Consider the following 18,212-nt stretch of genomic DNA (forward strand, 5'->3'; position numbering starts at 1 on the left):
GTATTGGGGAGGCGAGCAAGGCCTCTGAATTCACGAAGGCTTTCAATCATGGCCGGGATTGCGGCGGTTCGTCTCAACCTTCTCCGCCGTCAAAAACCATTTCGTCCACACCAGCAAGTCACGAATGTCCGAGGCGCCTGGAACAATCGCGCCTTTGTGACGACAGTAAAAGACGCGACTGCAAACGGCGCCGCGACGACGCGGTTTGCGGCGCGCCCATCAGCGGGGATAGCGCGCCTCGGCGCGCGCCTGGGACGGCGAGAGCCCGTAGAGCTTGCGAAATGCGTGATTGAAATGGGAGAGATCGCCAAAGCCCGCCTCATAGGCGATTTGGCCGATGCTCAGGTCGGCGCAGCGGACATCGCTCAACATGCGGTGGGCGCAGGCGAGACGCCGGCGGCGGACGAAATCGGAGAAGGTGGTCCCCTCGCTCTCGAACAGCAACTGGACATAGCGCGGCGAGACCCGATGGCGCCGCGCCACGGCTGCGACCGTCAGGTCGCCGCGCGGAAGGCTACCGAGTATGTAGGCCTTGATCGCGCTCAGGCGCGCCGCGCGCAGTCCGCCGCCTTGGGCGATCTGCGTTGCATCGCGCGTCGCGCCGAGCGTCAGAGCCAGAAGATCATGAATATGCCTCACCGCGAGATGCTGCAGCTCCGGCGTCGCCGTCAACTGTCCATCGTCCTGTAGGGCTTCGACATAATGCTTGAGCAAGGACAGCGCGGCCGTATTTTCGCGCAATCGACCCATCGGAACCGCGTCGACATCGCGCAAAAGCGGGCGCAGCGCCGCGCGGGGCGCACAGAGATAGACGCCATCCGAAGGTAAAAGGTGGGCGCATACGCTGAGTTCGCGGCTTGCCAGTATGACGGGTTCGCCAGGGCCGAACGCGACCTCGCCGCCTGGCCAGGAGGCATGGCCGGCGGCCGTCGACAGCGCCAGGACCAGGCTGTCGTGGCCATCGGCGAGAAATTCCCGCGTCCGGGCGACGCGCAGGGGCGTGCGCGTCTCCTTGTGGATGCGCAGGCCGGGAAGGCTGCGGACCGTCGCCTTCGCGCTGAACGGCAAGTCCGACAGCCGCTCCGTCTCGCTTCGCTGCAGATTGCGGCCGATCAGCTCTCGCCAGGCGTCGAACCGCTCGCGTTCGGGGAACGCGTCGGTCGAGAAATGCTCGGTCGCGGGATCGTTCATGTCCGTCTCCGCGAGCGATTTTCTCGCCGGCCTGCCGTCGCCCAGCCGGCGGACCGCCCGCACGGCCAAATTTTATAGCGTGAGATTTCGTTTCTGACCAAGTCCGACTTCGCTTGCGCCCAAGCTTCGCGGCCCCGGCCCCTCTATTCTCGCCATGCGCTCAGAAAACACCGCGGGCTGTCGGCTCACGAGATCATCTGGCGTACGCCGCGGGCTCGCGCTTGCCGGGATCGCATCATTTTGGGAAGGAGCCATGATCAAGCTCGTATCATCCTCGGTCATCGCGAGCGCCTTGCTTGCCCTTGGCCTCGCGGCGTCGCCGGCTCACGCGCAGACGGCCACCCGCGCCTGGGTTTCCGGCCACGGGACCGACGCCGCCGGCTGCGGCGCGCCGACAAACGCCTGCCGCAGCTTCCAATATGTCCACGACAACATCATCGCCGCCGGCGGCGAGATCGACGTGCTCGATCCCGCCGGCTATGGCGCGGTGACGATTACCAAGGCGATCAGCATCGTCAACGACGGCGCCGGCACGGCAGGCGTTCAAGCGGCGTCGGGAAATGCGATCACCGTCAACGCCAGCGACGTCGTCACGCTCCGCGGCCTGAACATCGACGGGCTGGGAACCGCCTCGAACGGCGTCATGTTCAATTCGGGCGCCGGTTTGACGATCGTCGATTGCGTCATCCGCCATTTCGGCGGGAACGGCGTGTATCTCTCGATTTCTCAAGCCACCACGAAGCTCCTCATCTCAAATACGATAGCGTCGGATAACACCGCTGGCGTCGAAATCAACACTTCCGGCAGCAGCGCGCTGATAGAGGGGACCTTGGACCACGTCACCCTCGACAACAACGGCTCCGGCATTCACATATTTAACGATCCCGGCGCGACGCAACTGGCCATTTCGAACAGCGTCATAACGGGGAGTCCCTATGGGGGCGTCTACGTCTACGGCTCGAAGCAAACCATCGTCTCCATCGACTCGTCGCAAATAAGCAACAACCTCGATCCGGGCGTCGAGGCGGACAACTCCGCCGTGATCTTGCTCAAAAACAATATGATCATGAGCAATAAGTACGGCGTCTACGCGGCGAGTCCGAACGTCGCCTCGTACAGCGACAACGCCATCAACGACAACAGCACGGCAGATATCCAGGGAACGATCACGTCGTTCGGACTGCGGTGACAGGGGACCCTTCCATGACAAGGAACGCATCATTATTCGCCGCGACGACCGTGGCGCTGTTCGCTACGCTGTGTCTGGCGCCGCCGGCTCTCGCGCAGACGGCCGCCCGCGCCTGGGTCTCCGGCCATGGCGCCGATGCCGCCGGCTGCGGCGCGCCGACCAATCCCTGCCGCAGCCTGCAATATGTCCACGACAGCATCATCGCCGCCGGCGGCGAAATCGACATTCTCGATCCGGCTGGCTACGGCGCCGTCACGATCGCTAAGTCGGTGAACATCATCAACGACGGCGTCGGCACCGCCGGCGTTCAGGCCTCGTCCGGCAGCGCCATCACGATCAACACGGCCTACAGCGACATCGTGACCTTGCGCGGCCTCAACATCAACGGCCTGGGAACGGCGACGAACGGCATTTCATTCATATATTCCGGGACGCTCAACGTGCTTGGCTGCACGGTGGCTGACACGACCGGCGATGGCGTCTCGATCACGCCAAGCAACGCCGGAACGGTGGTCATCGCCGACACGACGGTGACCAACAACAATGGCGCTGGAATTTCTTCGACGGCGAGCAACTCGGGCGCCCTCACCCTCACGCTCAGCCGCGTCAAGGTCATCAACAACGGCTACGCAGGCAGCGCAGGCAGCGGCTATGGCGTCAAACTGACAGGGTCGGCGGCCGCCATCACATGGGCTGCCATCGATTCGACGCTGATCGCGGAAAACGCGACCGGACTCGCCACCGTGTCCGGCAGCTCCAACCTCATGACCGTGTTCGTCGCCAACAGCAACATCGCCAACAACATACAATCGATCAACGCGGGCGCGTCGACGACGGTCAAACTCGAGAAAACGTCGGTCGCGGCGTCCTACTTCGGCGGCATACAAAATAGCGGGACGATCGTGAGCTTTGGCGACAACGCCATCGCGGACAGCGTCTCCGGCAACGCGATGCAGTCGCAGGCTTTGCAATAAGCGCCGAGATACGGTGACGAAACGGCTGGCCCGGACATCCAGAGACATACCCGGCTGTCCGTTGCGCGGGTGACTTTGGTCCTTGAGAATTACTCGCATCGCTTAATTCAGCGGCGCGTTGCGGCGTTACCTAGAAACGAATCTGGAGGTTTCCATGCTCAGGCCCCTATCATATTCGATCGTCGTTGCGCTCGTCCTTGGCCTCGTCGCTTCGGCTCACGCCCAAGCGAACCGCGCCTGGGTCTCAGGCAAGGGTACGGACGCCGCCGGCTGCGGCGCGCCGATCTCACCCTGCCGCTCGTTCCAATATGTCCACGACAACATCATCGCCGACGGCGGCGAGATCGACGTGCTCGACGGGGCGGGCTACGGCGCCGTCACGATCACCAAGGCGATCAGCATCGTCAATGACGGCGCCGGCACGGCGGGCGTTCAGGCTTCGTCGGGAAGTGCGATCACGATCAACGCCAGCGGCGTCGTCACGCTCCGCGGGCTGAACATCGACGGGCTAGGAACCGCCTCATATGGCGTCCAATTCTATTCGGGCGACGGTTTGACGATCGTTAATTGCGTCATCCGCCATTTCAGCGCAGCCGGCGTGGATTTTGAGCTCGATCAATCCGCAGCGAAGCTCCTCATCTCAAATGCGATCGTGACGGATAACGGTTATGGCGTCAAAATCCTGTCTACCGGCGCCAGCGCCAGCACCCTAATCGAGGGGACCTTGGACCACGTCACGGCCAGCGATAACGGCCGAGACGGCGTCAACGTAACGGGTTCGCCCGGCGAGGCGCAGGTGGCCATTTCGAACAGCGTCATGTCGGGGAACGGGGGCAACGGCGTCAACGTCTACGGCTCGCAGCAAACGATCGTTTCCATCGACTCGTCGCAGATGAACAACAACAACAACAGCTCTTATGGCGTCTACGCGAACAGCTCCGCCGTGGTCTTGCTGAGAAACAATATGATCATGAACAATTCAACCGGCGTCGGCGCGGTAAGCCCGTACGTCGCTTCGTACAGCAACAACGCTATCAACTACAACAACAACACGGATATCCAGGGAACGATTACATCGCTCCCACCGCGGTGAAGGGGGCGCTTCCATGACCAAGAACGTTTCGTTATTCGCCGCGACGACCGTGGCGCTATTCGCGACGTTGTGTCTGGCGGCGCCGGCTTTTCGGATGTCTCCTATTTCAACCGCTGTTTTCGCCGCCGCTTCGGCGACACGCCGACAGGCGCGCGGTCGAGCGCGCCCCAGGCGCCTCGCGGCCGCGATTTACTCCGGCGCCCCGGCATCATATATTGTGTCGGCCAAACGATGTCATCGCCGAGCCGGCGCGGCGCGCCGGCGTGGGGTTTTCGCGAATTTGGGGCCGGATCGGCGCGTTGTCGGCGTCCTGAAGACGGCCCCGCAACGAGGCGCGGGCAGCGTCATGGAGCTTTTACGCCTTTCCAGCGACGCTCTGCCGCAAGCGCAGCGGGTCGAGATTTGTTGCGAGATCTTCGGCCGCAAAATCCTCAAGACCGAGATCGAGCCGACGCCGGGAGCGCCTTTCGTGGTGGACCTGACGCTGGTCTCGCTGCCCGGCTTGGCCATGGGCCTTGGCGCGATCCCGCCGATGCGCAACAAACTGACGCCCTCGCTAATCGATAACGACGATCTGGTGCTCTGCATTCTCGCCGTGGGAACGGGGACGGCCTGGCAGCACGGTCGCGAGGCGTTTCTCGGCGACGGTCAGGCTGTTCTGACGAATAATGGCGAGCCGGCGGGCTTCGACGTGCATTCGCCGACGCAGGTCATCAATCTGCGCTTTCCTCGACGCGACCTGGCTTGGCGGCTGGCGGCGCCGGAAGCGCAGGCGCTCCGACCGCTGTCCCGCGACAATCAGGCCTTGCGCCTTTTGATATCCTATGTCGGGCTTGTCAGCGGAAACCTGGAGTCTTTTTCCCCGGATCTTCGGCGCGGCCTGGTCGACCATATCCAAGATCTGGCCGCGCTCGCCCTTGGGGCCAATCGGGACGCTGCCGAAATCGCCAGGGGCCGCGGCGCCAAGATCGCTCGGCTGCGCGCCATCAAGGCGGATGTTGTCGCCAATCTCGCCTCGGACGTCGTCTCGACGGAGACTCTTGCCGCCCGCCATCGCCTGTCGCCGCGCTACATTCGGGGACTCTTCCAGAGCGAAGGGGCGAGCCTGACGGACTTCGTTTTAAACCAGCGGCTGGCGCAGGCTCATCGTCGCCTCAGCGCGCCTGGCGCCGACTATCCCGGCGCCGTCAGCGCCATCGCCTTTGAGACGGGCTTCGGCGACCTGTCCTATTTCAATCGCTGCTTCCGCCGACGCTATGGCGCGACGCCGTCGGACATTCGCGCCGCCGCCGTCAGGGCGTAAGCCGGCGGGCGTCATCCTCGCGGGGCGTTGGCGGCGACGGAGCCGTTGAGCCGCGACCCAGGTCCTGGACTCCATGGCCTTGAGACGCGTCGAGCGCCGAGGGATTGGCCGGCGCGATCCCGTCGTCGCGGCGGCTGCATTCGGCTTGTTCGCCTTGCTGCACTCCTCGATCGCGCCTCCGGCCCACCAGGCCATTCCGTTCCGCGCTCGCCGCGCAGGTCGCGCTTCAGCCGCGCTTTGCGCCGCCGAGTCCAAGCCTCGTGCCGTTCAGTCCAAGACATGCGGTCCGCGCATCCCTATAGGCCTGTTCAAGCGCCAGACGCCGCGCCGCGGCGAAGACGCGCGTTTGAACTTCCTAGCAAGGATCGGCGAGATGATCGTAGGTTTGTTCTCCCGCGGCGCGGCCGCCAAAATTTCATCGTCCGCCGCCGTCGGCCTCTTCCTTGCCTTGGCGTTCGGCGCGCCCGCCCAAGCGCAGACCCTCAATCGCGCCTGGGTTTCGGGCCATGGCGCGGACGCCGCCGGCTGCGGCGCGCCGGCCAATCCCTGCCGCAGCCTGCAATATGTCCACGACAATATCATCGCCGCCGGCGGCGAGATCGACATTCTCGATCCAGCCGGCTATGGCGCGATCACGATCACCAAGGCCTTGAGCATCGTCAACGACGGCGTCGGCGCCGCCGGCGTGCAGCAGCCGACCAGCGGTCTCGATGCGATCACCATTAACGCCGGCGCCAATGACGCGATCATCTTGCGCGGATTGGAGATCAACGGCCTCGATACGGCGCGGTTCGGCGTCAACGTCCTCTCGGCGGGATCGCTGACGATCGCCAATTGCGTGGTGGAGCGCTTCGGCGGTCCGGCGGGGATTGTCATCGAGCCGTCTGGCGGCTTGATCGCTCTGGTGGCGACCGATATCGCGGTCAGCAGCAACGATCTGGGCGTCGTGGTTCAGCCAACCGGCTCGGGCAGCGTCTCTGGCGTCATCAAGAAAGCGATGCTCGCCAACAACGTCATAACAGGCCTCCAGGTCAACGGCGGCTTAACTAGCGGCGCCGTGGATTTGACCGTCATCGACAGCGTAGCGACTTTGAACCCGACCGCTGGCTTCGACATAGAAAATCCTGGCGCCGCAACGAATACGACGGTCTTCCTCGACAATGTGGTGGCGACCGACAACGGCTCCGGCCTCCATGTGGCGGGCTCGGCGGTCGCGCGGCTTCAGCGATCAAGCTTCACCAAGAACAACATTGGCGTTCAGCTTGGTTTGTCCGGCAGCGGGGCCGCGCAGTCCTTTCAGGACAATGCGATCTACGGCAATGCGTCGGATGTCTCCGGCCTCGGCGTCATTTCCAACGTGACGCTCAAATAAGCCACGCGCCAGCCTGCGCCGATGCTGCGGAGACAGATGATGTTTCAAATGGTCCGTCGTGCGATCGTCTTAGGTTGCCTTCTCGCCAGCGCTCTTGCCGCGCCGGCCGGGGCGCAGAGCCTCAATCGCGCCTGGGTGTCGGGCCGCGGCGCGGACGCCGCCGGCTGCGGCGCGCCGACCAATCCCTGCCGCAGCCTGCAATATGTGCACGACAGCGTCATCGCCGCCGGCGGCGAGATCGACGTTCTCGATCCCGCCGGCTATGGCGCGATCACCATCACCAAGGCGATCAGCATCGTCAACGACGGCGTCGGCACAGCCGGCGTGCAGCAACCGACGGCGGGCCAGAACGCCATCGCTATCAATGCCGGCCCGACCGATACGGTGACCCTGCGCGGCCTCAATATCGACGGTCTCGGCAGCGGTTACACCGGCGTCGAGCTGAACAGCGGCGGCGTTTTGACCGTCGTCAACTGTGTGACCCGGCATTTCGGCCTCGCCGGCATCTACATCAATCCAACGAGCGGCACGACCACCGTGTCCATCTCCAACACCATCGCTTCGGACAATGTCCATGACGGAATCGAGTTCGGCCCGGGCGGGACAGGCGTCGTCAACGGCGTCATCAGTCGGACGACCGTCGCCAACAACGTGGATTCCGGCGTCGCCATCATCAACAATGGCAGCGGCAGTGCGTCGGCAACGATTGTCGACAGCCTGGCGTCCAACAATGACGACGGCTTCGTCGCCGCCAACGCCGGAGCGAGCGTGTTGCTCGGCCATTCCGTCGCAACCGGCAACAGCGCAGGAGTCTATCTCGGCCCCTCCGCCATAGGACAGACCTACGGCGACAACAATCTGAGCGGAAACCCCTTCGGCAACTCGCCGCTTTCCCCAGTTGCGATGCAGTGACGGTCCGTCGCAGCGACGCGGGCCATGACGCAGAGGTCGTAAGAAGAAAGGCCGCGATGGCCTGAAACGGAGGATCGAGTGATCAAGACTCTTTTTTTAGCGGCCGCGGCGCTTTCTGCGGTCTGCCTAGATCTGGCCACGACGCAAGCGACGTCGGCGGCGACGCTAAACCGCGCCTGGGTCTCCGGCCATGGGAACGACGTCGCCGGTTGCAGCGCGCCGACAAACCCGTGCCGCTCGCTGCAATATGTGGTCACCGACGTCATCGCCCCTGGCGGCGAGATCGATATCCTGGACCCGGCCGGCTACGGCGCGGTGACGATTCCCTTCGCGCTCAGCATCGTCAATGACGGCGTCGGGACAGCGGGCGTGCAGGCGACTTCGGGCGCTGCGATCACGATCAACGCCGGCTTGACCGACACGGTGACCCTGCGCGGCCTCGATATCGATGGCCTCGGCAGCGGCGCCTATGGCGTCCTCATGAACAGCGGCGGCGTTTTGACCGTCGTCAACTGCGTGATCCGGCATTTCACCAGCACTGGCGTCAACATCGCTCCAGGCAGCGGCACGACCACTGTGTCCATCTCCAACACCATCGCTTCGGACAACGGCTATGCTGGAATCGGGTTCGACCCAAGCGGGACAGGCATCGTCAACGGCGTCATCAGTCAGACGACCGTCGCCAACAACGCGCATTATGGCGTCTCCATCTTCAACTACGGCGGCGGCAGTGCGTCCGCAACGATCGTCGACAGCCTTGCGTCCAACAATGTCTTCGGCTTCGGCGCTGAAAACGCCGCCGCGAGCCTGTTGCTCGGTCATTCCGTCGCAACCGGCAACAGCCAAGCCGGAGTCTATTTAACCGCCAGCGCCACGGGACAGACCTACGGCGACAACAAGCTGAGCGGCAACGGCGCCCCCAGCTCGCTGCTTTCCTCCGTTGCGATGCAGTGACGACGAAGCCCTCAATCCGAAGAGCGCTTTTTTTCCGCTGAGTCCAAGTCCTGTGCCGTTCCGTCCAAGACTGCGGGCCTAGGGCGGGCTTATAGGCACTCGGTCGCCGCGGGTCGCGCCACGACGCCGAAGCGATGGCGATCAGCCGGCTTCTGACATGGGAACTGTCCGCTAGCGCATTTCGCGGATCAATACGAGGGCCGGCATGATGATCGACGACCTACTTTTTCATGACGCATTCCATAGCGTCAGCCCGCAGTCGCATGCGCGCCTTGAGGGTTGGCGACAAGCTGTCCCCCTCCTCATCCTCGGCGTCGTGAGGCGGGAGCGTCGCGCCAGACGTCCGCGGCGCTCGGCGCTCGTCAAGACGATATCGCTATCGACGATCACAGGCGTTTTGCTTGCATCGAGCATCCTCATGGCGGAGGCGCAGAGCCTCAACCGCGCCTGGGTCTCGGGCCATGGCGCGGACGCCGCCGGCTGCGGCGCGCCGACCAGTCCCTGCCGCAGCCTGCAATATGTCCACGACAATATCATCGCCGCCGCCGGCGAGATCGACATTCTCGATCCCGCCGGCTATGGCGCGATCACCATCACCAAGGCGATCAGCATCGTCAACGACGACGTCGGCACCGCCGGCGTGCAGCAGCCGACGACGGGCCAAAACGCGATCACCATCAATGCGCCGACGAATGCGGCGGTGACGCTGCGCGGATTGAACATCGACGGACTCGGCGTCGCGAGCACGGGCATTCAGATCACTTCGGCCGCCGCGGTGACGATCGCCAATTGCGTCGTCCGGCATTTTGAAGACTCGAACGGCGGAATATTCGCTCAGCCGAGCAGCGGAACCGTCAGGTTGCAAATGACCGATGTTGTCGTCTCCGACAACGGCGGAGAGGGAATCTATGTTGCGCCAACCGGCTCGAGCAGCGTCACCGCCATCTTCAAAGGCGTGACGGTCGAAAACAATGGAAGTACTGGCCTCGTCGCTTACGGGGGATTCACCAGCGGGTCCATCGATGTCACCGTCGTCGACAGCATCGCGAACGCCAATTTGGGAGCAGGTTTCGGCGTGGACTCTCTAACACCCAACACTGCTGCGCTCTTCGACAATGTCACGGCGAGCGACAATGGGTTCGGCCTTTATATCCAGGGCGGCGCCATCGTGCGGGTCACGCGCTCCACTTTCACGAAGAACGGCGACGGGGCCTATATCAGCGTCGGCGGAGGCGGCGCCGCCCTGTCGTATCAAGATAACATTGTCGCCGGCAACACGACCGACTTTGACGGCTCGTTCACGCCCGCTTCTCTGCAATGACTTATCGACGCTCGCGCGCCGCGCCGCGGCGGAGGCGTGGCGAAATCGGTCGACCTAGGGAGTCTCACATGGCCAAAGTCCTCGGCGTGATTGTCGCGATGATTGCCGGAATGTGCTTGGGCGCGTCGAGCGCGTGGGCGCAGAGCCTCAACCGCGCCTGGGTTTCAGGCCACGGCGCCGACGCCGCCGGCTGCGGCGCGCCGGCCAGTCCCTGCCGCAGCCTGCAATATGTCCACGACAATATCATCGCCGCCGGCGGCGAAATCGACATTCTCGATCCCGCCGGCTATGGCGCGATCACGATCACCAAGGCCTTGAGCATCGTCAACGACGGCGTCGGCACCGCCGGCGTGTAGCAGCCGACGGGGGGCCAAAACGCGATCACCATCAATGCGCCGACGAATGCGGCGGTGACGCTGCGCGGATTGACCATCGACGGACTCGGCGTCGCCAATACCGGCGTTCAGATCACTTCGGCCGCCTCGGTGACGATCGCCAATTGCATCGTCCGGCATTTCAGCAACGGCGGCACTGGCACTGGGATTATTGTCGGGCCAAGCGGCGGATCGCCGATCAAGCTGGCGATCACCGACACGGCATCCTCCGATAATCGTTACGACGGGATCGAAGTCCAGCCGACCGGCTCCGGCGGCGTGATCGGCATCATCAAAGGGGCATTGATCGACAACAACTCAAACCATGGCCTCTATATTGACGGATCGCATACGACCGGCCAAATCGCCCTTGCGGTGGTCGACAGCGTCGCGAGCAACAATTCTAACGACGGTTTCGGCTTCGATGCGGGGAATGCAGGGGCCGGGGCTGCCGCGCTCTTTGACCATGTGACGGCGATCGGCAATGGGACCGGACTTTCCATCACCAATTTTGCGGTCGGAAGCGTGAGGCGCTCGAATATTACGGGCAACACCGCTGGAGTCTTCATTCAAATTGCGACGCAGGGCGTTGCGCAGTCGTCTCAAGATAATCTCGTGACTGGCAATGGAACTGATTTCTCTTACGGCTCATTCGCCCCTATCTCGCTGAAGTAATTCGTCGTCAGCCGCAGCGTCCTTCCACGCCGGCGGGCGTCGGACGCGTTTCAGCCGCGCGGGCCTCGCGCGGCGCTCGGCGGTTGGCGTTTGTGTCGGGCGGCGCCATGCATGTTGACGCGGCGTCGCCGGCTCATAGCCGCCGTTCTCATACCCGATCGGCAAACCCTCGTCGGACTTCGCCATTCGATTTTGAAGGACGGCCCAACCTCCGCTATCATGAGGTCCGCACCGCGGCGTCGCCGTCTCGGGCGCGACGGCGACGAGGGGAGTTGCGCTGTGATCGATCATTCGGTGTCGCCTCAGGACGCTCGCAAAAGCTATTCACGCGGGCGGAAGCCTATTGAATGGCGGAAAGCGTTCGCGAGCGCGGCTTTGGCTCTTTCGCTCCTGCTTACCGGCGCCGGCGCGAGCGCCGTCGCCGAGGTTTCAGGGGCCGATGCCTTCGCCCGGCGCGATTATCCGCGCGCCGCGGCCGCCTTCATGCGTCTGGCCGAGCGCGGCGACCCGCAGGCGCAAACCTATCTCGGCTATCTCTATGCCAAGGGACGCGGCGTGCCGCACGACGATGTCCTCGCCGCGCAATGGCTGACCCGCGCCGCCAATCAGGGCCTTCCCACCGCGCAGTTCATGCTGGGCCTCATGTATGACAAAGGCTTGGGCCTGCGCCAAGATTTCACGGAGGCTTATTTTTGGCTCGATCTTGCGACCGCACACGCGGGCAAGAGAGAACTGGACTACTGGACCCGGATCCGCAACGCGATCGGCTCCAAAATCATGCGGTGGGAATTGACGGAGGCTCAGGAGCGGGCATCGTATTGGCGGCCGCTCCCCGAACGCTAAGCGCCGGCGCGAGTGCACGGATTTGCATTGCCGGCGATCATCGCCAGAGACGGTCGCGCCGAGGGCGACGTCCCGATCAGCCGAGATAGCCCAGCGCCTCCAACAGCCAACAGATCCATATGGCCGGCCCGAGAAAGGCGCCGAAGGCGATTCTGGCGTCGGCGCTGATCGGGCGCTTCTCGATCGCCTGATGCGCTGAATATGCGAGAAGAGCGGCGCCCGCAGCAAGCTCGACGACGATCGGCAAGCTCGGCCAACTCAGCCAGACGCCGGCGACGCCGGCCAGTTTGACGTCGCCGAGCCCCATGCCTTCCCGCCCGCGAAGCCGGCGATAAGCGATGCGGAACGCCAAGAACGCCGCCGCCGCGCAGCCCGCGCGCATCGCCGCTTCGGCCAGGACGAATGGCGCCTCGCGGCCATATTCGAAACCGATGTCGATGACGCCCAAGAGGAGCGCCAAAAGCGTCAAAGCATTCGGAATGCGCAGCTCGCGCCAGTCATTGACAGCGACGGCGGCCATGAGAAGCGCGAGGCCGCCTCCGAACAGTCCGCCAAGGCCCGGCGATGCAAAGGCGCTCGCCAGGAAGGCGCCGCAACAAATGACGCCAATCATGAGACGTGTTGGGTCGCCGAGGCTCAGAAGCACAGACGCACTCGGTCTTCCGCGCCGCCATGGCGGCCGCTCGCGGTTCACTGAACGGGTCTCACTCCGACATTGAGCGCATTCGGCAAAGTCACCGCGCCGATCTTGTCGCCACGCATCTTCGAGCGCAATTCCTCGGCGACCATGGAGGCGTCGACAGCGTCGCGGATGATCTGCGGCCGGATGAAAAGGACCAATTCGGTGCGCGCCGTCGATTTGCTCGTGGTCGAAAAGGCGGCGCCGACATAAGGAATCTGATCGAGGATCGGAACGCCGAGCCGGGAATTGTTCTGCGTATCGCTGACCAAGCCGGCGAGCAGGACGGTCTGGCCGCTAGCGACCGAGATCGAACTCTTAACGCGACGCTGCGAGATCGTCGGCGTCAGATTCGCGGTTGTGCCGGGCGGCGTGCTGCTGATCTCCTGCTCGATGTCCAGCAGCACATTGCCGTTGGAGTTCACCCGCGGCTGTACATGCAAAATGATGCCCGTGTTCCGATAATCGATCGTGTTGACAATCGTATTGTTGGCGCTGAGCACCGTCGCCGAGCCGGTCGACACCGGCACTTGGTCGCCCACTTCCAGCGTCGCCTCCTGATTGTCGACGACAACCAGCGACGGGTTGGAGAGGATTTTGACATCGGTCAGACTATGCAGCGCGCTGATGATCGCATGCGGCGTCATCTGGCTGCCGACCAGCACGTTGAAGCCGGGCAGCGTCGGCGAAACCGGCTCGCCTCCCGCTGAATTGATGATCGAGCCATATTTGTTGGCAAGATAGAACTGCACGCCGTAATTCAAGGAATCGTTCAGCGTCACCTCGGCGATGGTCACATCGATCGCGACCTGTAGCTTAGGTCGATCAAGTTGGTTGAGCGCGCTTTCGATCGCGCGATAGTTCTCTGCGTCCGCATAGATCAGCAAGGCGTTGTTCGCGACGTCGGGCGTGATCCTGACGCCCGGCAGGACGCCGGCGCTGCCGTTGCCGCCACTACCGGTCAGAGACGCGGTGGCGCTATTGGCGGCGCCGGCGGCCGGAATATTCGAAGCGCCAGCGGCGACGGATGGCGGCGCGCCGGACGAAGCGCCGCTCGCGGCCGATGACTGGCTCGCGCCGCCGGCGGACCCATTGGCGGACAGGCGGTCGAGCGCGCTCAGCGTCTTGGCTCCCGACGAGGGCGCAATAGCATTGGTCGCCGAATCGGACAGGCTGGAGCCGCCCACAAACATGTCGTTGAGCAGTTGCGCAAGCTGTTTGGCGTCGCCGAAGCGAACCTTGTACACCTTGACCGCGGCGGCGGAGACGGACGATGAATCGAGTCGCGAGACCCATATCGCGGCCGTTTTCAACAAATCCGGCCGCGTCGCGACGACGAGAAGCGCGTTCTGCCGCTCGATCGGCTGAAGCTTGATCAGGTTGCGGTTCATCCCGGTCTCGCCGGAGTCGAAGATCTTCTCAAGCTCCGCGACGATCGGCTCAGGCGTGCTGTTATGGATCGGATAGATGCCGACCGATTGACCGCTCATCCAATCCACGTCGAAATTCCGAACGGTGTCGATCGCGGCCTGGCGTTCGTTGCTGTTACCCTGCACGATCAGTAGGGTTCCTGCGGGGTTGGTACGCACCGAGCCGGGCTTGCCGGCGAAGCCTTCGAGCAGCTTCGCCATCGTCGCGCCCGACACATATTGCAGCGGAACGATGGTGGTGCCGTAGCCCGGCTCCGGGCCGCCGGCTCCGTCGCGATCCACCTGGCCGACGACAGTCTCGCCAGACGGCGCGATTCTATAGCCGGCCGCGTCTCGCACCAGCGCCAGATTATTCGCCCGCAACGCGCTTTCAAGGACGAAAAGCAAATCCTTCTTGGCCAGCGGCCGGCCGGAGGAGAGGCTGATCGTGCCCTGCGCGCGCGGATCGATGACATAACCGACACCGAGGATATCGCCGAGGACGACCTTGGCCACCGTCGTGACCGGGCTGTTCTCGAAGTTGAGCGTGAACCCGTCCTTGTCGTCGCCGGTTGCGTCTTTCTGCGGCGCCGGGCCAATCGACCCGGCGTCTAGCGGCGTCTTGCCGAAGAACGACTTCCCGCCGGCTGAAGCGGCTCCCGCGCCGGGCTCTAGGGTTTGCTGCAGAGCGCGCGGCTGCAAGTCCGCCGACTTAACGGCGTCGGAGGCGTTCGGCGCCTCGTCGTTGCGCTGGTCCAGCCATGCCGGAGAACAGCCGTCAAGCGCCGCGACCGCCAACGCGATAAGCACGCCCCCCAGGATCAGGCGTAGTTTCTGAACGCCAACAAACAACGGACGCCATCCGAGATAAAGGATAATTCAAACCTTGAACGACATTGAAAAAGTCACTATAATTTCTGTAGTGTCAAGGAAAAAAGTCAGGAAAACCTGGCAAATAATGACGCTTCTCCTTGTCGGTAAGATGATCGAGATTGAAGAGCCGCGATGAATGCCGATCTGACGAGCGAATTTGCGCGCTACCTTCAGACCAAGAGTTTTCTTGGCGAGGACACCGATGATCGCGACGAAGCGGCGTCCGGTCGCAAAACGAAGATGACCCTCCGCCAATTGTGGGACGCGAGCGACCTGCCGGCGCATCAGTTCGCCGATGAAATCGCGGCCTTCTGTTGCTTGCCCCGGATTACACTGCCACAGCTCATCGCCGCCAAGGCCTTAACCGGGCGTTTTAGCCGGCGCTTTCTGCGCGAGATGACGATCTTCCCGCATGAGGGCGCGAATGGCCAGTTCAGACTGGCGGTCGGCGATCCCGCCGACATGGCGACGCGAAAGGCCGCCGAACTCGTCTTGGGCGGACCGGTGGAGATCGAGATCGCGTCTTTCGAGGATATCGCCACGGCGCTCGGCGAGCGGCTGGGGCCGGATCACGACAAGAAATCGGCCGAGGCCGAAGAGACGACTGCCGGCGCGGCGGAGGATGTCGAGAGCCTACGCGATTTAGCCAGCGGCGCACCGGTCGTGCGGGCGTTCAACGATCTGCTCGAACAGGCGGTGGAGTTGCGGGCGAGCGACATTCACATCGAACCGTCTCGCAATGGACTTTCCGTGCGCATGCGGGTCGATGGATTGCTGCGCGCGGCGCCGGCGCCGCGGCACGCTCCGCCGTCAGCGCTGGTCTCCAGGATTAAGATCCTCGCCGGGCTCAACATCGCGGAGCGGCGTTTGCCGCAGGACGGCGCGGCGCGACTTCGCGTCGCCAATACCGACATCGACATTCGTGTGGCGACAATGCCGGTGCAACATGGCGAGTCGGCGGTCATCAGATTGTTGCCGCGCGATCGCGGCCTTCTCGACATCGGCAAGCTCGGATTTGGTCGCGTCGACGAGAAAAAGCTGCGGAAGCTGCTGGATTTGCCGCATGGCATGATCATCCTCACGGGCCCGACGGGCAGCGGCAAGACCACGACTCTCGCCACCATGCTGTCTGCGCTCAATACGCCGACACGGAAGATCCTGACGATAGAGGATCCGATCGAATATGAGATTTCGGGGACCAACCAGTCACAGGTCAAAGCGTCGATCGGCCTCACTTTCGCGACTGCGATGCGAGCCTTCGTACGCCAGGACCCGGACGTTATCATGGTCGGCGAGATTCGCGACGCTGAGACCGCCAATATCGCGATCCATGCGGCCTTGACCGGCCATCTTGTACTGACGACGCTCCACACCGAGACGTCGACGGCGGCGGTGCCGCGGCTGCTCGATCTCGGCGTCGAAGGATTCTTGTTGAAATCGACCCTGCGGGCGGTGATCGGCCAAAGGCTGGTGCGCATCCTCTGCGACCGATGCAAGAGCGAACGCCGGCTGACCTGCGACGATCTCGCCGCGGAGCCGCAATTCGAAGCCTGCGGGCTTGGCGCCGGCGACGTAGTTTGGGAGCCGAAGGGCTGCGAGCGTTGTGGCGGCTTCGGCTATCGCGGCCGCATCGGCGTCTTCGAAATCCTTGAGATGACCGGCGAGATGCGCGAATTGGTCGGTCCGACGACCGACTCCAATGCACTCGATGCGGCGGCTCGGCGCGCCGGCATGACGACGATGATGGAGGACGCCATCGCCAAATGCCGGGCCGGATCGACCTCGACGGCCGAAGCGCTGCGCGTCACGACGGTCCGGTGACGCTGTGCCGACCTACCGATATCGCGCGATGACGCAGGTAGGCGAGGTGGTCAGCGGTTCGTTGGACGCGCCCGACAGCGCCGAAGTCGCCCATCGCATCGAATATCTCGGGCTCATCCCCATTGAAGCGGTGACCGAGGAGAGCAGGTCTACGATCCGCCGTCGCGGCCGCTTCGCGCTGTTCTCCCAACCCCGCAATGAGGACGTCACGATATTCACCGGCGATCTGGCGCTTTTGTTGCGTACCGACGCCCGCATCAACGAGGCGCTCGAGCTCCTGAGCGCCGACGCCAGCGTCGGCCGAATGCGCGCGACGATTTCCTCGCTCGCAGCCGCCATCTTGTCAGGCGAGAGCTTCGCCGAGGCCATTTCTCGCCATCCTGATGTGTTTCCGACGATCTATGTCTCGCTTGTCCGCATCGGCGAAAGCTCGGGGACGCTAGTTCCGATCCTCGAAGCGCTGAGCGTCGAGCGCCAGCGGGCGGAAGCGCTCCGCCGCCGCATGGGCGACGCTCTGCGCTATCCTGCTTTCCTGCTCGTCTCGGCCGGCGGCGTGCTGATTTTCTTCCTGACCGTCGTGCTCCCGCAATTCGCCAATGTGTTTCGCGACTTCAACGCCAAGCTCGATCCGGTCCTCGTCGCCTTTCTGGGGCTTTCCGATTTCGTTCGCGCCAATGGGCAGGCGCTAGGGGCGAGCGCGCTATGCGCGCTCCTTGCGATCTTGCTCCTGTCGCGCAGCCCTTCCGTGCGCGCCGGCTTTATGAACGCCGTCTCCCGCTTGCCGGTGATCCGTCCGATCATCAGTGATCATCGCGCCGCGCTGTTCTGCCGTAATCTCGGCCTGCTTCTTTCGAGCGGCGTCACTTTGACGGCGAGCTTGCGCATTCTTGCGGATATGATGGTCGCCTCCGGCGCTTCGGCGACATGGAGCCGGATCGTCGACAAGGTCCGTCAAGGCGACAAACTCTCAGACGCCCTCTCGGCCTATCAGGCGCTGCCGCAATTGGCGGTCCGCACGCTGCGCCTCGGCGAGGAATCGGGCCAGTTGCCGATGCTCGCCGGCCGCATCGCGACATTCTACGAGGCGAAGCTTCAACGAAGCCTCGATCGTCTGATGGGGATCGCCGGGCCGTTGGCGATCGTCGTGATCAGCTTAATCGTTGGCGGTTTGATTGTCTTGGTGGTGACGGCGCTGTTGTCGGTCAATCAGGTCGTCGACTAGAGCCGCA

Annotated in this window: 16 protein-coding genes; 13 read left to right on the plus strand and 3 right to left on the minus strand. The window is 63.6% G+C overall.

What is annotated here, in order from left to right; all coding sequences use genetic code 11:
• Positions 1-219: 219 nt before the first annotated feature.
• Positions 220-1,191, minus strand: coding sequence for an AraC family transcriptional regulator (locus tag GSQ90_RS29700; RefSeq protein WP_158818593.1), 972 nt, complete (start codon positions 1,189-1,191; stop codon positions 220-222).
• A gap of 253 nt (positions 1,192-1,444) precedes the next feature.
• On the opposite strand from GSQ90_RS29700, the gene GSQ90_RS29705 reads away from it, so the two are divergent.
• From GSQ90_RS29705 to GSQ90_RS29760, 11 genes are all read left to right on the plus strand, one after another.
• Positions 1,445-2,380, plus strand: coding sequence for a right-handed parallel beta-helix repeat-containing protein (locus GSQ90_RS29705; protein ID WP_158818594.1), 936 nt, complete (start codon positions 1,445-1,447; stop codon positions 2,378-2,380).
• A 14-nt stretch (positions 2,381-2,394) separates the two neighbouring features.
• Entirely contained in the window at positions 2,395-3,354 is a 960-nt protein-coding gene (locus GSQ90_RS29710; protein WP_158818595.1) for a hypothetical protein, read from the plus strand.
• Between the two features lie 154 nt (positions 3,355-3,508).
• Positions 3,509-4,447, plus strand: a complete 939-nt coding sequence (locus GSQ90_RS29715) for a right-handed parallel beta-helix repeat-containing protein (RefSeq protein ID WP_158818596.1) — start codon at positions 3,509-3,511, stop codon at positions 4,445-4,447.
• Between the two features lie 346 nt (positions 4,448-4,793).
• Entirely contained in the window at positions 4,794-5,750 is a 957-nt protein-coding gene (locus GSQ90_RS29725; RefSeq protein WP_174247547.1) for an AraC family transcriptional regulator, read from the plus strand.
• 373 nt (positions 5,751-6,123) lie between these two features.
• Entirely contained in the window at positions 6,124-7,122 is a 999-nt protein-coding gene (locus tag GSQ90_RS29730) for a right-handed parallel beta-helix repeat-containing protein (RefSeq protein WP_158818599.1), read from the plus strand.
• A 48-nt stretch (positions 7,123-7,170) separates the two neighbouring features.
• Positions 7,171-8,034, plus strand: coding sequence for a right-handed parallel beta-helix repeat-containing protein (locus GSQ90_RS29735; protein ID WP_158818600.1), 864 nt, complete (start codon positions 7,171-7,173; stop codon positions 8,032-8,034).
• A gap of 78 nt (positions 8,035-8,112) precedes the next feature.
• On the plus strand, positions 8,113-8,988 hold the full coding sequence (locus tag GSQ90_RS29740; RefSeq protein ID WP_158818601.1) for a right-handed parallel beta-helix repeat-containing protein: 876 nt from the start codon (positions 8,113-8,115) through the stop codon (positions 8,986-8,988).
• 205 nt (positions 8,989-9,193) lie between these two features.
• Positions 9,194-10,309, plus strand: coding sequence for a right-handed parallel beta-helix repeat-containing protein (locus tag GSQ90_RS29745; RefSeq protein ID WP_158818602.1), 1,116 nt, complete (start codon positions 9,194-9,196; stop codon positions 10,307-10,309).
• Between the two features lie 68 nt (positions 10,310-10,377).
• Entirely contained in the window at positions 10,378-10,665 is a 288-nt protein-coding gene (locus tag GSQ90_RS29750; protein WP_158818603.1) for a hypothetical protein, read from the plus strand.
• Between the two features lie 129 nt (positions 10,666-10,794).
• Positions 10,795-11,358: a hypothetical protein gene (locus tag GSQ90_RS29755; protein WP_158818604.1), complete on the plus strand. Its 564-nt coding sequence runs from the start codon at positions 10,795-10,797 to the stop codon at positions 11,356-11,358.
• Positions 11,359-11,733: 375 nt separating this feature from the next.
• Positions 11,734-12,201, plus strand: a complete 468-nt coding sequence (locus GSQ90_RS29760) for a tetratricopeptide repeat protein (protein ID WP_158818605.1) — start codon at positions 11,734-11,736, stop codon at positions 12,199-12,201.
• 76 nt (positions 12,202-12,277) lie between these two features.
• Here GSQ90_RS29760 and GSQ90_RS29765 read toward each other — a convergent pair whose 3' ends face one another.
• Together GSQ90_RS29765 and gspD are read right to left on the minus strand one after the other, a co-directional pair.
• Positions 12,278-12,847 carry an A24 family peptidase gene (locus GSQ90_RS29765; RefSeq protein ID WP_158818606.1) on the minus strand — a complete coding sequence of 190 codons (570 nt, stop codon included), beginning with the start codon at positions 12,845-12,847 and terminating at the stop codon, positions 12,278-12,280.
• Between the two features lie 44 nt (positions 12,848-12,891).
• A complete protein-coding gene (gene gspD / locus GSQ90_RS29770; protein WP_246731835.1) occupies positions 12,892-15,141 on the minus strand; it encodes a type II secretion system secretin GspD in 2,250 nt (749 codons plus the stop codon).
• Between the two features lie 153 nt (positions 15,142-15,294).
• Here gspD and GSQ90_RS29775 point away from each other — a divergent pair, with 153 nt between their 5' ends.
• Together GSQ90_RS29775 and GSQ90_RS29780 are read left to right on the plus strand one after the other, a co-directional pair.
• Positions 15,295-16,983: a GspE/PulE family protein gene (locus GSQ90_RS29775; RefSeq protein WP_158818607.1), complete on the plus strand. Its 1,689-nt coding sequence runs from the start codon at positions 15,295-15,297 to the stop codon at positions 16,981-16,983.
• Between the two features lie 4 nt (positions 16,984-16,987).
• On the plus strand, positions 16,988-18,205 hold the full coding sequence (locus tag GSQ90_RS29780) for a type II secretion system F family protein (RefSeq protein ID WP_158818608.1): 1,218 nt from the start codon (positions 16,988-16,990) through the stop codon (positions 18,203-18,205).
• The last annotated feature ends 7 nt before the right edge of the window (positions 18,206-18,212 follow it).

The organism is Methylocapsa sp. S129 (genome assembly GCF_009765995.1).
Classification (GTDB): Bacteria; Pseudomonadota; Alphaproteobacteria; order Rhizobiales; family Beijerinckiaceae; genus Roseiarcus.

Coding starts and splice junctions, on each gene's coding strand:
- GSQ90_RS29700 (WP_158818593.1), bottom strand. CDS start 1,191: ATGAACGATCCCGCGACCGAGCATTTCTCGACCGACGCGTTCCCCGAA.
- GSQ90_RS29705 (WP_158818594.1), top strand. CDS start 1,445: ATGATCAAGCTCGTATCATCCTCGGTCATCGCGAGCGCCTTGCTTGCC.
- GSQ90_RS29710 (WP_158818595.1), top strand. CDS start 2,395: ATGACAAGGAACGCATCATTATTCGCCGCGACGACCGTGGCGCTGTTC.
- GSQ90_RS29715 (WP_158818596.1), top strand. CDS start 3,509: ATGCTCAGGCCCCTATCATATTCGATCGTCGTTGCGCTCGTCCTTGGC.
- GSQ90_RS29725 (WP_174247547.1), top strand. CDS start 4,794: ATGGAGCTTTTACGCCTTTCCAGCGACGCTCTGCCGCAAGCGCAGCGG.
- GSQ90_RS29730 (WP_158818599.1), top strand. CDS start 6,124: ATGATCGTAGGTTTGTTCTCCCGCGGCGCGGCCGCCAAAATTTCATCG.
- GSQ90_RS29735 (WP_158818600.1), top strand. CDS start 7,171: ATGGTCCGTCGTGCGATCGTCTTAGGTTGCCTTCTCGCCAGCGCTCTT.
- GSQ90_RS29745 (WP_158818602.1), top strand. CDS start 9,194: ATGATGATCGACGACCTACTTTTTCATGACGCATTCCATAGCGTCAGC.
- GSQ90_RS29750 (WP_158818603.1), top strand. CDS start 10,378: ATGGCCAAAGTCCTCGGCGTGATTGTCGCGATGATTGCCGGAATGTGC.
- GSQ90_RS29775 (WP_158818607.1), top strand. CDS start 15,295: ATGAATGCCGATCTGACGAGCGAATTTGCGCGCTACCTTCAGACCAAG.